Source organism: Thermostichus sp. MS-CIW-34 (genome assembly GCF_054060435.1).
Window position 1 is genome coordinate 88,524 of record NZ_JBSSDE010000007.1, and the last position, 14,695, is coordinate 103,218.

Below are 14,695 nucleotides of genomic sequence, written 5' to 3' on the forward strand. Positions count from 1 at the left end.
TGTAGCCGGTGGGAGTATTGGTGGCGGCCTTTTTGCACTTTTCTTCGAGCAATCTGCATCTGTCTCACTTGAAATAATAGAGGCCATAGCACACTAAGGGATCCCTAAACCAAGCCCTGATTCAAGATCTCGCGGGAACGGGCGATGGCTGCTCTCAAGTTGGCCCGCTGGGTGTAGCGCATCGTCATGGCGGCAGTTGTGTGGCCCAGCAAGTGCTGAATGTGTTCGGGGGCAACGCCGCGATCCAGCAACAAGGTGGCAAAACTGTGGCGAAACTGGTGGGGGGTTTGATGTCCCGGCTCAGGCTCGGTTAGCTTGAGCACAATATGCCGCAGGCCATCGTAGGTGAGGGGGCGCCCCCGGTAGGCCAAGCAGCGAGATTGGGAAACAAACAAGGGATCCGTCGGCGCGCACGGGCCCCGTTCTCGGCTCAGATACTGTTGCAACAGCTCGGAGAGGGGATCCCCTACTGCCACAGCGCGAGGTTTACTCCCCTTGCCACAGCGCACTTCCAACAGGGATCCCTCGGGGCTGATTTGAAAATCTTGAACGGTTAAGTCCAACAGCTCCTGGGCCCGCAGCCCGCACTCCAGCATCAGGCGAATCAAAGCCGCGTAGCGCAGAGAATGGTTCTGGGCCCGCTGCAACACCCGCTGCAACAACAACCGATCCAGATCGCGGGGCAAACGAGCGGGTAGGCGGGCAGGTCGAATGGCTTGAGTGGGCAGGGGATCTTGAAGGTAGCCCCGTTGGCTGGCCCATTCAAAAAATTGTTGCAAGGCCAACCGCTTGAGGTTGTAGGTGGCCGGGGAAGCGGGCGGGTGGATCCGCTGGCCGGAGCGGTTGCGAAACGGACGGCCCTTCAAGCTGTTCAAAAAGGACTGGACGTGGGCAGGCTGCACCTGGGGCAGCGGCACCGGGCAAGTTTTGGCAAACTGCTCCAGAGCGATGCGGTAGGTACGGCGGCTGGCAGGGGCCAGATCCCGCTGCCGCTCCTGCAAAAATTGCGCCGCCAGATGGCTGAGGCTGGGAACAGGGCCGCTCGGTTGAGTCTGTCGAACCTGACCAGGTCGGGGATCCCTCATCTTTAGCCCACTGGCAACCCTCAACCAACTCTATCCTTCCCCTGCGAGCAAGCTCCAGCTTGGACTCGGCCCCTACCCCGGCAACAAATGCTGAGCGATGAAGTCCGTGTACACCTCGCCCCGCAAAAAAGCCTCGTGGCGCAGGATCTGCTGGTGGAAAGGGATCGTGGTGGGCACCCCAGTGATGGCGCATTCCCCCAAAGCCCGCTGCATGCGGCGGATGGCTGCTGCCCGGTTAGGCCCCCAGACGATCAGCTTGCCCAACAGCGAATCGTAGTAGGGGGGAATGGTGTAGTCGGTGTAGATGTGGGAATCCATGCGCACCCCCGGCCCCCCAGGGGGCAAATAGGCACTGATCGTGCCAGCGCAAGGCCGAAACTGCTGCTTGGGATCCTCGGCGTTGATGCGGCATTCGATAGCATGGCCCCGCAACTCCACATCCTTCTGGCGAAAGGTGAGGGGTTGACCTTGGGCAATGCGAATCTGCTCGGCAATCAGATCCAGCCCGGTCACCATCTCAGTAACCGGGTGCTCCACCTGGATGCGGGTATTCATCTCGATGAAGTAAAACTGGCCGTTTTTATCCAGCAAAAACTCCACCGTGCCCGCTCCCACGTAATTCACCACCTTGGCCGCTTTCACCGCCGCTGCTCCCATGCGGGCGCGCAAGCTTGCAGTCAAAGCCGGGCTGGGGGCCTCTTCCAACAGCTTTTGATGCCGCCGTTGAATGGAGCAATCCCGCTCGTACAGATGCACCACATTGCCCTGGCTATCCGCCAAGATCTGAAACTCCACATGACGGGGGCGCTCGATGAACTTCTCCAAGTAAACCCCGCCGTTGCCAAAGGCTGCTTGGGCTTCCCCCTGAGCGGTGCGCAGCATCTTCAGCAGCTCCTGGGCATCCCGCGCCACCCGCATACCCCGCCCCCCGCCACCGGCGGTGGCTTTGATGATCACGGGGTAGCCGATTTTCTCCGCCAGCTTCACTGCCTCCTCCTCAGAGGTGATCAACCCGCGGCTGCCCGGCACCGTCGGCACCCCCACCGCTTGCATGGTCTCGCGGGCCGTGGCCTTGTCGCCCATCTTGCGCATCGCCTCTGGCGAGGGGCCGATGAAGATCAAGTTGTGGTCGGCACACATCTCGGCAAATTTGGCATTCTCCGCCAAGAACCCATAGCCCGGATGAATGGCAGTGGCCCCGCGGGTGAGGGCTGCCGAGATGATGTTGGGAATGTTGAGGTAGCTTTTGGCCACCGGGGCATCTCCTACGCAAACAGCCTCGTCCGCCAGTTGGACGTGCAGGGAGTTCTGATCCGCAGTGGAGTAAACGGCCACAGTTCGGATCCCCATTTCCTGACAGGTGCGGATGATGCGCAGGGCGATCTCACCCCGGTTGGCAATCAGGATCTTGGTGATGGGCGGCATGAGGAAGGTTCAAAGCTGAAGAGGTAGCTAGACCGCTAAGGCCAGCGGTCTGTAAACGCAAGGTTAAGTTCAGGTGCTCATCCTACTATTTGACATACTCCCCGTCTTAAAGGACGGGGATGCTTTCTCAGCCAGCAGAATTGCTCCTACCGACTGAGCTACACAGGGCATGAGGCTGAAACCTCAACCCTATGGGGGATGCCATGGCCCCAACTACTGGGCCGGAGCCCAGATACTTCCTGCGGATGTTAATTGCCCCCACCCCGTCCCGATGGAACTCAAACCCACACCCACACCTGTACACACGACCTTTGGGCTTGTTTCTCTGTCCACAAACAGGACACTCCTGAGAGCTGTACCGCTCATCTTGCAGTACCACTCTCATCCCCAACCGCTCAGCTTTGTAGGTGATGAGATGCCGGACTTGACCATGCAACATCTGGTGGATCTTCTGATTCGCCTTTTTGTTGTAGTTGGCAGACATCCGGATATCCCGAAGGTCGCCAATCACAACTGTCTGCACGCCTCGCTCGTGGAGCGTGGAGACCAGTCTGGTCGTCTGCTTGTGCAGAATGTCTTGGATTTGGTGGTGTAGCTTCTTGAGCTGCAAACGTTGAGAGCGAACTAGCCGCTTCCACCGCCGAGACCCCCGCTTTTTGCGCGCCAGGAGTCGAGCTAGCTTGCCCTGCAGCTTGTTCTGGTAGCGCCTTTTGGAGCGCAGCAGCCTGCCATTGGCGATGTAGGTTTGTCCCCCCTCATGAGCGACTGCGGGGTGAATCTCACCCAAATCCACAGCGGCAACGTTGCTCTCTTCCCCCTCTTCTTCCGGCGGCGTATCCCCCACCTTGTAGCAAGCCCTCAGCTCATACTGCTGGCCATCCCAGCCCATCTCTACCCAAACAGGTGTGTCCCAAGCCCAGTTAACAATCAGGGGCTCCTTGCCTTTCCCGTTCGACAATCGCAGCTTCCCATTGACGACTTGGATGGCTGAAGATTTCCACTGGACTTTGTAGAAGTACCGACGGCGTCGAGGTGGACGGGCGTTGGGGTCGGTTTTGCGGCGTTCCCGCCAGGACTTGAGAGAGGCAAAGAAGCTTTGCACTACTGCGTCTGCACTGTGGGCATGAAGTGTATTCTCAGGGTCGTTGGGAAACCAACGCATGAATGTGGAAGGCTTTAACCACAATCCCTTCTTGCGGACGACCCGCCAAAAGTGAACGAGCACTTTTGAGTACAGCTCGCCTGCTGCCCTGCTCAACAGCTGCAGTTGCTCTGAGACGCCTAGCTTGAGCTTGCGGACAAGGTACATGCAAAGTTGCCTTTCCTATCTAATAGCATCTTACAAAAGCCGCCCTAGAAGGGCGGGGCTTGTAACCCAGTTTTTTTGGTCAACTGGAGGGGAGGATAGAGAAGGTCAGGTGGGGATCCCGCATCCGGCCAATCCAGCCGACAACCTAGCTGGGGCTGAGGCTACAGGGATCCGGCTGCAGCAGAATCCCGGTGGGGGCAAACTGCGTCACCCAAAACTCCACATCTTGAAACTGGCGACGCAGGGTGTTGCGCACTTGGGCGGCCAGCTCCAGGCTGGGCATGATTCCGAAGACCGTTGGCCCCGACCCCGACATCAGGGATCCCAGGGCCCCCGCCGAGAGAAGAGCTTGGCGCAGTTCCCCTACAATTGCATACTCCGGCAAAACCACCTGTTCCAAGTCATTGCGCAAACTCCTGGCTAACGCCGGCGGATCCTGACGGCTGAGAGCCGCCAACGCCTGCGGCAAGGTGGGCAGTGTGGGTTTGGGTAGGGCATCCCCTCCCAAGCTCCCCTGACGAGAACGAAAGGCTTGATAGGCCCAGGCGGTGGAAACCCCCAGGTGCTTGGGCTTGGCCAGCAGCACAGGGATCCCTTCCCAATCGGCCAGCGGCTCCAAAACTTCCCCGCGCCCGGTGGCCAGTTGCGTTCCCCCCTGGATACAGAAGGGAATGTCGGATCCCAAGCGGGCTGCCAAACTCTGCAACTCTCCCACCGTCAGGCCCAGCCCCCACAGTTGGTTTAACCCCACCAAAACCGCCGCCGCATCAGCCGAGCCCCCCGCCAAACCTGCTGCCACCGGAATGTGCTTTTCGATGTGAATCTCCACGCCAGCGGCAGAGTGACACTCTTTTTGCAGCAGCTCAGCGGCTTGATAGGCAAGGTTGCGGGCATCTGCAGGCACTTCTGGACGATCGCAGGTGAGGTGGATCCCGTGAGGACGGCTCTTCAACTGCAGTCGATCCGCCAAATGAATGCTCTGCAACACCATCGCCACCTCTGAATACCCATCAGGACGGGAGCCGAGGATTTCCAGGTAGAGGTTGATCTTGGCGCGGGCAATCAGGGTACAGGCTTGCATGGGGTGAAAATCTGGGTCAGCAACAAGTCTCAACTCCCCTTAGCCTGTACAGACCTGATCAAAACACAGACTTATCCGGGGAGGTCTCCCAGCCCGATTCTAACGGCAATGGATCCCCTTTCTAGCTGCCGGAGCGCGGCCATGGCCCCAGCCACTCTCCACCGCGAAAGCGCCAGCGGGGAAACAAAATGCGCATTACCACCCAAGCGCTGAGGTAAAGGCAAACCCAGACCACACTGTAGTGGAGAATAAAATCTCCCAAGTCAAACCGTTGGGTTGGGATATAAGGAAGACCCACCACCTTCAAGACTGTACCCAAAAAAAGCCCTTCCCAAATGCCGGCCAAAAGCTGAAGGATCCCAGGCCAATCGTGATCCCACATCCACCCCATCAGGTAGTTATAAACAACATCCCAAACACAGCCAAACAGACCTACGTAGAACAGCACCCAAAAATAGGTGAGGCTGCCGCCATGTCCGGTGAGCCCAAAATAAAAGGGTAAACTTGCCAAAACACCAACGGTGGCCAATAAGAAAATGCGAGTTTGCCAGCGGCCAATCAGGGTCGGAGTCATCTTTTCCTCCAGCAGTTTTGCCAATCGAGATCATCAGGATCCGTGTCGCTCCCAGTCTGTTTGAGAGAATCTTCTGGCCTTCACCCCCATCCGTTCTCCCTTTGGTAGAGAAGAGTTAGGGCTCAGCGCAACACCCCTTTCACCAGGTTCAACGGGATAGGGAATAGCCATGATGTGTCGCCAACAATAGCGTTGATAACCATAAACATCCGGCAAAATCCAGGAGCGTTGCCCAATGTCGGCAAGCTAGGGGCTGATGTTTAGGGCCCACTTGCACCATTGCCACAGGGATCGGATCCCTTCTAAGCCTTTGACCCCCGGTTCCCGCAGTCGAGCCAGGTGTTCCACCGAGCGATGGGCACAGTACTGTAAACCCAAAAACGTATCCACCGGCGCATAGGGCCCGCCCAAGGTGATGATCCCAGCGGCGTACATTCGCCCATCCCGGTTGCGCATCTCCACCAGCTCAAAGTCGTTGGAGACATGCAAGCGCCCGTGAGGATTGAGGGGCAGGTTGTAGTGGGTAATTAGATCGTTGAGGAGAGGATTGGTCATGGGATCCGAAACCAAACCCGTACAGTCGATAACGAAATCTGCCTCCACCTTTAATTGCGTGTTGTTGTGGGTACCTCGAATGTAGGTTACCGGCTTACCCTTGTCGCCGGGAACCACCGACTCCACCTTGCCGAACACAATCGAGTACCAGCCCTCTCGCAACCCTTGCCGCACGATCCGCCGCCATTTCCGCCGACTTGCTGTCGTGGTGCCGCCCCAAGCTTCCAGCAGTTCGCGCCGTTCCAGGGGGGTCGCCGCTTCCAATTTGGCACGCAGAACTCCTCCCCAAGTGCCCTTGGGCCAGTTGAAGGGCTGAAACTCCCAATGGTTATCCACTGCCCGTTTGGCTCGTCCGAAGCGATTACCGCTTTTGGGCGCACGGCTCAGATGCACCACCGAGATGCGGGGGTTGACTTTGCGGGCTTCGTAAAGGCGTTCCATCACCTGAGAGGCGACGATCCCAAATCCCCGAATTAGGACGGTGCCACCTTGTTTCTCCAACTGCTCATAAACGTGATCATGAGGCTCATAGCCGTGTACCACCGATCTCAAATCTCCTGTTTTTTCGCGAAACTCCTGCAGGTCGTTGAGCAACTTGATGGCCGGATATCCAGTTGCCAAATGGAGATACTTGGCCACCATAAAACGGTGATCCGTATGGCCGGGCCGCGTTGCCGAATAGGCCACCACATATCGCCCATCCTCCGTTTTGCGAATGGCGCGAATATGGCCGTAACACAGCATTTGCTCCCAACCAATTCGGGCTGCCTCCCGATCCATTGAGGCAAATACATCCCCCGCCCGCGGCGTATAGGTATCTGCCAACAAGGGCTCACTAAATACCTGCCACAAAAAGCCGAATGCTTCCAACAATCGGCCGGAGAAAAAGGAACGCCAAGCATCCCGCAGAGCATAGCCAGGCCAGCCCCAAATGTTGTCTGGACAAGAATCGGAGCCAGAGCGAATTCGCTTCCAGCGGGGGATCTGGCAGTTGGTCAAAAGCCGTTCATACCGTTCGTAGGGTTTGCGGGCAATGCTGATGACGCGGATGTGTTCCGGTCTGACCCCGTAGATGCGCAGGGTATCCACCCAGACAAAGCTGCCGATACCGCCGCCCAAGGCCAAATAGAGGGTCTCTTCCACAGGTAGTCCGGTGGCTTTGAGGGCGCTCAGGGCAATTTGCTCAGCTCGAAACAAATCCGGCGGCGGAAAATCCGAGCCAGCCCGCACTTCAGGAAGCTGCTCTGGGGCAAAAACCACCGTGGAAGCCGGGGGAACCTCAAATGCGGTGTCGGGTTGGGTGGCCGGGCGAATCAGTTCGGTGCGCGGCTCCAGCAAAAGAGTAGGGGTGGCGGTCAGAAGGGTGGCATTGGGATCCCTGGGGGACACCAAACCCACGGTGATGCTGTAGGGGCCAAGCTCCACCACTTCTCCCCCCTGGAGCACCCGGCGTGCCTGACGGATTTTTTCCCCATTGATGCGGCTGCCGTTGGCACTGCGATCTTCATAGATGACCTGGCCATCCTCACCGAGATAGACGAGGGCGTGATAACGGGAGATCTCCTGGCTGGCAAACACAGCCCGCGCCACTTCTCGACCTTGCCATTCCTGTGGCAATTGGGCCAGCTCCCTGCCCAAGGCAAGAGGCAATGGAAAAATCAGCTCCTGCTGTTCTTCGGTGATGGGATCTTCCCAGCTCAGTTGAATTTGCATAGCTTCTGCTCACCTTTACAAAGATCATGAAGAGCATGCCTCTAACCCCCAAAACCCTGAACTTTGCTGAATTTACTGAGCTTTAGGCGGTTTGGCAAAAGTCATTGAGAGGGATATAGTAGACCAAGTTTCCCCCTGATCCTTGAGTCCACCGCAACGGTTGCCGGGAAGTGAAGGGGGAAAGCGCTCGGGGGGTATTCCTCAGGGCTTTGCGGGATACCGCCTTCCTGCTCAGAGATAGGCAGGATGCGATCGCTTCTTTCCTGAACCATGTTCAGGAGAGTTCAGCGTGAATGTATCAGGCCATTGAGAAAACACAGAACAGCGCGACCTCACAGGTCACTTTTGGTTTGCCCGGGATCCCTTTCTTCAATCCCTTATGGACTTGGATTGGCTGCCGGGATCCGTGGGAAGAATCGTTGCCCTAGGCAGGAGATTGCGGGGCTTTGCCAGCTTCTGGAGGAGGGATCACCAAGGTAGCGCTCAAAACCAAATGCCCACAGTAGGGACAATTCTGGCCCTGATATTCCGGGGGTAGGTAGTGAGGGTTTTCCAGGCGGCTGCACTTAACCTTGAGGGCGTCCAAAGTGCCGCGGCTGAGGGGAACCCCCTGATTCTTCCTGGCCACTTCTATGGACTTCACCCTCAGCACAATGTGCCCCAACTGAATTTGGCTATTGGCCTCAAGCGCAAGCTCTTCCTGAATTATTTTTCGGCCATTCACCCAGACAGGGTTGGGCTGCTTAGGAGGCAAACGATCCCGAGTTAAGTTGCGAATGTGAAAGTTTAAGGTTTTGGGATCAAAATAAAGCCCGGCGTGAACTCCTGAAACCGAGCGAGTTGGGTCATTAAGCACCACATCACAGCTGGGATCCCGTCCAATGGTAACCAGCTTAGAGGGGACAGGCGAAACCGTTTGCGATCGGCGCCGGTCGGCTTCGGTCCATTCTAAAGTGAGTTGACACACGATCCCATTCTCCACAGTTCAGCGCCTCCATTCCCTAGATCGGCTTCAGCATATCGAAAGGTCAGCTTGGGGAAAGCAGAAGATGTCTTTTTCGTCAAAATTGTTATCTTTTTGGATAACTGTAGCCTATTCCCCCGACCAAAAGCTTGTGCTGATCGAGATCACCTCAGTTGGGATCTCCGAGTTACATTCCTGCTGGAGACCGTGCCCAAACGCTCCGCGCCGCTTCCGCGACCACCCTCAGCTCCTCTTCCAGAGGGAGAGGGGAGCCAGACGGAAAGGTTTCATTCATGATGTTTAGACCATGATGTTTAGAGTGACTACATACTCGACTTTATCCCCACCCGATTTGAAGCAACAAAACTCGATCTCCTCAGGAACGGCGAGGCCGTTCAAGTTTGACCGAGGTGGCCTGATCCCTTGGCCGGAAGCCTCAGAAATCCACCTGAGAGATAGGGCCTAGAGTGAGTTTTGAGTTTCTGGGGATCCTGCAAGACTAGTATCCTCTGTGTCTTTATCCAAACCGTTTTCAAAGCACTCCGGTAAATGGGAAACTGCCGCTGCCCAGCCGCTCCTGCCGATCGAACACACTGATGGTGAGCTGATGGGATCCCGTTTGAGTGAGGGTAAAGCGATTCTGGGTCAGGGTCAGCCCTGTAACGGTGCAGGTGGTCGCCCCAACGAAGCAGCCGGGCAACTGAGCGGCATCAAAAGCTCCCAGAGTTACGAAATTGCCCAGTGGGGTGGTGACGGAAGCCAAAAAGGCGTTGGAACCCCGGATCCCGGCAGGGGCCTCTACCCGGAAAGACACCACAAAGGTCGGGGTTTGCCCCACCAAGACGGTGCGCGGAGAGAGATCAGTAATGGTGAGGGATGGAGCAGGTATGGGAGGCGGCAGGGGCAGAAGATCGCTGCTGCCGGTCGTGCCCCCACACCCCACCAGAACACTGCTCAGCAGCACCAGCAATGGGATCCGTTCATGCCTTCGCTGCATGGTTTTCCTCCACTCCAAAAGGTCTTCTTTTTTTGAGCTTATTGTCTAGAGTTTGTCTCCACCAAGCCAGCGGGCGGAAAGGAGAGAACCTGGCGAGAAGCAGCCTGGGATCCTTCGCTTATTCCCCTTGCAAAAGGTTTTGGCAAGCTTTGGCAATGGCCCAGTCCTCTTGGGCTGAGATCACCAGAACCCGCACCGGAGCATCCGAAGTGCTGATATCGCAGTTGCGGGGGGATCCGGCATTCAAAACCGGGTCGATCTGGATCCCCAAAAAACCTAGGTCTGCACAGGCTGCCGCCCGCACCGGTGCTGAGTTTTCCCCAATCCCCCCAGAGAACACCAGCGCATCCAGCCGATCTAAGCTCATGAGCATCGCCCCAATCTGGCTGCGCAGACGGTGAACAAACAGCTCAAAAGCCAGCTCCGCCCGGGCATGGCCTGCCTCCATTGCCTCCAACACAACCCGCATATCGCTGCTCAGGCCGGAAACGCCCTTCAACCCCGATTCTCGGTTCAAGATCCGATCCAGTTCATCCACGCTCATGCCCTGGCGCAACTGATGGATCAAAATGCCCGGATCCACCGACCCCGACCGGGATCCCATCATCAAGCCCTCCAGGGGGGTGTAGCCCATGGTGGTGTCCACACTTCTGCCCCCGCGAATGGCCGCCAACGAGCAGCCGTTGCCCAGGTGACAAGTGATCAGCCGCAACTCCTCCAGGGGTCGGTTCAAGATCTCGGCAGCGCGACGGGCGCAATGCTCGTGGTTGATGCCATGAAACCCGTAGCGGCGGATCCCTTGTTCAGCCCAAGCGTAGGGAAGGGGGTAAAGGGCTGCGGCCAGAGGCATTTGCTGGTGGAAGGCGGTGTCGAAAACGGCCACCTGAGGGATCCCCGGCAACAGTTGCCTTAGCAGACGGATGCCAGCCAGCGCAGCAGGGTTGTGGGCTGGGGCCAAGGGGATCAATTGCTCAATCGCCCTCTCCACCTCTGGCGTAATTAAGGTGGGCTGCCGGTACAGGGATCCCCCATGCACCACCCGATGGCCGACGCCGCCGATCTCAGCCGCCTGCGGGAGCAGGGATCCCTCCCCTTGCCAGAGGCTTTGAAACAGCGGGGCCAGTTGGCCGATCCCTCCCTCAGGTGAAGCGGAGGGAAAAGATTCCCACCCACCGCCTCGCCGACGAGTCTGGATGAGGGCCTCCCCCGGCTTGTAGGTGAAATCCACCTGGGCTTGCCAGATGGGCGTGGCCTCCACCCTTCCCTCAACCGTCAGAAATAGGGAGGATTTGAGGCTGCTGGAACCGGCATTGACGACCAGAATATTCACAGCGTGTCTTCGTTGGCCTTCGCACTGCTGGGCTTAAGGCCTATAGCCCGCTTGCTTGAACAGAGCGGTTGACTACCCTGCCGCTAAGGATGACCATAGCATTAAAGCCCTCCTGCAGCTTCCTGAGGCCAAGGCGAACTGCGTAGCGGTAGGACGGAGCTTTAGACCCAATTTTTTGGGTAATCTGTTCCCCTACTTCTGTTGCCCTCCATCCCACTGGACTAACGCTGCTTATGCCCAGAGTCATCGTCACAGATCCCATCGATCAGGCGGGGATCGACATTCTCTCCCAAGTCGCTCAGGTGGATGTGCAAACCCAGCTCACCCCAGAGCAGTTGATCGCGGTCATCCCCAACTACGATGCCATCATGGTGCGCTCCGGTACACGGGTTACCCGAGAGGTAATCGAGGCGGGGACGAACTTAAAAATCATCGGGCGGGCGGGCGTTGGTGTCGATAACATCGATGTGCCTGCCGCAACCAAAGCCGGGATCCTGGTGGTCAACTCCCCAGAGGGCAACACCATTGCCGCTGCCGAGCACGCCATTGCCTTGATGATGGCCCTCTCCCGCCACATACCCGATGCCAATGCCTCTCTGAAGTCGGGCCTGTGGAATCGGCAAGAGTTTGTCGGCGTAGAAGTCTACAAAAAAACGCTGGGGATTGTCGGATTGGGTCGGATTGGATCCCATGTGGCCCAGATTGCCAAGGCGATGGGGATGAAGCTGCTGGCCTATGACCCCTATCTATCCGTGGAGCGGGCCGAGCAACTGGGGGTACGCCTGGTGGACTTCACAACTTTGGTCCAGGAATCCGACTACATCACCTTGCACATTCCCAAAACCCCTGAAACCACCAACCTGTTCAACGCCGAAACCTTTCGCATGATGAAGCCGACCGCTCGCCTGATCAACTGCGCCCGCGGCGGTTTGGTGGATGAACAAGCCCTGTACGAAGCCCTGAAATCCGGCCAAATTGCCGGAGCGGCTTTGGATGTATTTGCCAATGAGCCCCTGAAGGACTCCCCGCTGTTTTCCCTGGGCAAAGAAGTCCTGCTCACTCCCCACTTGGGGGCCTCCACCGAAGAAGCCCAAGTGAATGTGGCCATTGATGTGGCCGAGCAGATCCGCGATGTGTTGCTGGGGCTGCCGGCCCGCTCTGCCGTGAACATCCCCGGCCTACAGGCAGAGGTGCTGCAAAACCTCAGACCCTACCTGGACTTGGCCGAAACCCTAGGCAACTTGGTTGGCCAATTGGCGGGGGATCGCGTCAACCAGTTGGAGATCCGCCTGCAGGGAGATCTGGCGGAAAAAGATGGGCAGCCGATCGTCATTGCCGCCCTCAAAGGGCTTTTGACGCTGGCGCTGCGGGAGCGGGTCAACTACGTCAACGCCTCCATTGAGGCCAAAGAACGGGGCATCCGGGTGGTGGAAACCCGAGATCCCTCTTTGAAAGATTATTCCGGATCCCTGACGTTGATTGCCCACGGCCCCAATGGGATCCGCTCGGTTTCGGGGGCGTTGATTGGGGAGCGAGAGGTGCGGATCACCCAGATCGACGAGTTCCCGGTGAATGTGCCCCCTTCCGCCAACATGCTGATGACCCTGCACCGGGATATGCCGGGAATCATCGGACGGATTGGCACCCTGCTGGGAGCCTACAATGTCAACATCGCCAGCATGCAGGTGGGGCGCAAGATCATCCGCGGCGATGCAGTCATGGTGCTCAGCTTGGACGATCCCCTGCCGGATGGGATCCTGGAAGAGGTGCTCAAGCAGCCGGGCATCCGTGACGCTTTTGTAGTGAACCTCTAGAATTGTTGATCCCTAGAAAAAATCCCAAATCTCACCTACCCTGGCAAGACGGAGTCTTTGCTTGAACCAGAGCAACTTGTCCCTAACCCTGTCCCAGATCCCAGACTGGGATTGGCCGGCCTTTCTGGAGTCCCTGGGCCATTTCGGTGTGGATCTCAGTCTGGAACGCATGCAAGTCTTGCTGCAGCGTCTAGGACAGCCCCAAGCTGGGATCCCGGCCATCCACGTAGCCGGCACCAACGGCAAAGGATCTGTCTGTGCCTGGGTCAGCCACGTGTTGTGGGCGGCAGGCTATCGTGTGGGCCGCTACACCTCTCCCCATTTGGTGGACTGGCGGGAACGGATTTGGCTGAACGGGGAATACATTTCCGCCAACGACTGGAGCCAAGCGCTGGCCCAGGTGCGAGACTGCCTACAAACCTATGCCCCTGACGAGGCTTCTCCCACCCAGTTTGAGGTTATCACCGCTGCCGCTTGGCTGTACTTCCGCCGGCAAAAGGTGGATGTGGCAGTGATAGAAGTGGGCCTGGGGGGGCGGCTGGATGCTACCAATGCTGGGATCGAGCCAGTGGTAACGGCTATCACCTCCATCGGCTGGGATCATTGGCAGCGCTTGGGCAACAGCCTTCCCCAAATTGCCTCTGAAAAGGCGGGTATTCTCAAGCCAGGGATCCCGGCAGTGTGCGCACCCCAAACCCCAGAGGTCACAGCAGTTATCCGAGCCAAGGCAGAGCAATTGCGAAGCCCCCTGAAGATGGTCGAACCTCTGCGATGGTCAGAGCCTCAAACCGTCCACTGGCGAGGGCAGCTCCTCACCTTGCCCCTCAGCGGCGATGTACAACTCACCAATGCAGCAGTAGCCCTTGCCGTTGTGGAAACCCTACAGCAACAGGGCTGGCGGATCCCGGATGCCGCTGTCGAAAAAGGATTTGCCATCACCCGTTGGCCGGGGCGCTTACAGCGGGTGCAGATTGGATCCCGTCAGTTGCTGATGGACGGAGCCCACAACTTGCCCGCTGCCCAGGCTCTCCGTCGCTATCTGGATGAGCATCAACCCGGCCCCCTCACCTGGTATGTGGGCATCCTCACCACCAAAGATGTCCAGGGCATTCTCAGCACCCTGCTGCGGCCGGGAGATTGCTTTTTTGCCCTGCCAATTGCCGGCCACTCTGGGACGGATCCCGAGCAACTTGCTCAGCTAGCCCAGACTCTGCAGCCTCATCTCGCCTCGGCACGGGCACTGCCCAATCTCTCCGCTCTTCGGGCTCAGTTGCTCAAGCCGAAAAACCTCACTGAGCCACCAGCTGTAATCTGCGGATCCCTGTACCTATTGGGCCAGGTGATGCAGGAATGTTTGGGATGGGATCTAGCCTGTTGAACTGACAGGTGAAACCTTATGCAAAACCTGAACTCCTCTCTTATAAAGAGAGAGGAGCTATGAACAAAAACTAGCTCTCAACCACTATCACTTGATCAAGATACTCCCCTACTGATTGGGTTAGGGTGGTGGGCCTGGCACCGAGCTAGGTTGCTAGCAGGTCGCCCTGCCAGTAGGTTCGCCGCTGATGCGTTTCACGTCCGAGTTCGGGATGGGTCGGCGTGGTTCCACATCGCCATAGGCACCAGGACAATACTAGCCACCCTGAAAGCTGCATAGCCAAGCGGTAGAACAACCGGTGAACCAGGTCAAGCGGACGGTCTATTAGGACCCCTCGGCTGCATGCATTGCTGCACTTCCACCTAGAGCCTATTGCCGGGTCGTCTTCCCGGGACCTTCACAGAGGACTCATCTTGAGGTGGGCTTCCCACTTAGATGCTTTCAGCGGTTATCCGCTCCGCACATGGCTA

11 protein-coding genes and 2 rRNA genes are annotated in these 14,695 nt (G+C 57.7%); 2 read left to right on the top strand and 11 right to left on the bottom strand.

The features are described 5' to 3' along the window. Nucleotides 1-104 precede the first annotated feature (104 nt). The 9 genes from ACVWYY_RS04175 to ACVWYY_RS04215 form a co-directional block, all read right to left on the bottom strand. Nucleotides 105-1,085 (bottom strand): tyrosine-type recombinase/integrase, encoded by a 981-nt coding sequence (locus tag ACVWYY_RS04175; RefSeq protein ID WP_414351285.1) that lies wholly within the window; start codon nt 1,083-1,085, stop codon nt 105-107. A 72-nt stretch (nt 1,086-1,157) separates the two neighbouring features. Further along, nucleotides 1,158-2,510, bottom strand: coding sequence for an acetyl-CoA carboxylase biotin carboxylase subunit (accC, locus tag ACVWYY_RS04180; RefSeq protein ID WP_457403119.1), 1,353 nt, complete (start codon nt 2,508-2,510; stop codon nt 1,158-1,160). 127 nt (nt 2,511-2,637) lie between these two features. Next, a complete protein-coding gene (locus ACVWYY_RS04185) occupies nt 2,638-3,819 on the bottom strand; it encodes an RNA-guided endonuclease InsQ/TnpB family protein (protein WP_457388468.1) in 1,182 nt (393 codons plus the stop codon). A 145-nt stretch (nt 3,820-3,964) separates the two neighbouring features. Further along, on the bottom strand, nt 3,965-4,900 hold the full coding sequence (gene ispE, locus ACVWYY_RS04190) for a 4-(cytidine 5'-diphospho)-2-C-methyl-D-erythritol kinase (protein ID WP_457403183.1): 936 nt from the start codon (nt 4,898-4,900) through the stop codon (nt 3,965-3,967). Nucleotides 4,901-5,021: 121 nt separating this feature from the next. After that, nucleotides 5,022-5,474, bottom strand: a complete 453-nt coding sequence (locus tag ACVWYY_RS04195; protein WP_414382795.1) for a hypothetical protein — start codon at nt 5,472-5,474, stop codon at nt 5,022-5,024. Nucleotides 5,475-5,720: 246 nt separating this feature from the next. Continuing rightward, nucleotides 5,721-7,742, bottom strand: coding sequence for an FHA domain-containing protein (locus ACVWYY_RS04200; RefSeq protein WP_457403117.1), 2,022 nt, complete (start codon nt 7,740-7,742; stop codon nt 5,721-5,723). Nucleotides 7,743-8,166: 424 nt separating this feature from the next. Then, complete coding sequence (locus ACVWYY_RS04205) at nt 8,167-8,709, bottom strand: FHA domain-containing protein (RefSeq protein WP_457403116.1); 543 nt, start codon at nt 8,707-8,709, stop codon at nt 8,167-8,169. A gap of 529 nt (nt 8,710-9,238) precedes the next feature. After that, nucleotides 9,239-9,703, bottom strand: coding sequence for a hypothetical protein (locus tag ACVWYY_RS04210; RefSeq protein WP_414332256.1), 465 nt, complete (start codon nt 9,701-9,703; stop codon nt 9,239-9,241). A gap of 118 nt (nt 9,704-9,821) precedes the next feature. After that, entirely contained in the window at nt 9,822-11,033 is a 1,212-nt protein-coding gene (locus ACVWYY_RS04215) for an acetate kinase (protein ID WP_457403115.1), read from the bottom strand. Between the two features lie 233 nt (nt 11,034-11,266). Between ACVWYY_RS04215 and serA the strand changes: the two genes are divergently transcribed. Both serA and ACVWYY_RS04225 read left to right on the top strand, forming a co-directional pair. Beyond that, a complete protein-coding gene (gene serA, locus ACVWYY_RS04220) occupies nt 11,267-12,847 on the top strand; it encodes a phosphoglycerate dehydrogenase (RefSeq protein WP_011433001.1) in 1,581 nt (526 codons plus the stop codon). 76 nt (nt 12,848-12,923) lie between these two features. Next, nucleotides 12,924-14,225 (top strand): bifunctional folylpolyglutamate synthase/dihydrofolate synthase, encoded by a 1,302-nt coding sequence (locus ACVWYY_RS04225; RefSeq protein WP_457403182.1) that lies wholly within the window; start codon nt 12,924-12,926, stop codon nt 14,223-14,225. Nucleotides 14,226-14,357: 132 nt separating this feature from the next. On the opposite strand, the gene rrf is transcribed toward ACVWYY_RS04225, so the two are convergent. Together rrf and ACVWYY_RS04235 are read right to left on the bottom strand one after the other, a co-directional pair. After that, nucleotides 14,358-14,474 (bottom strand): 5S ribosomal RNA (gene rrf, locus ACVWYY_RS04230). A gap of 55 nt (nt 14,475-14,529) precedes the next feature. Next, nucleotides 14,530-14,695: ribosomal RNA gene (locus ACVWYY_RS04235) — 23S ribosomal RNA — on the bottom strand; the annotation flags it as partial.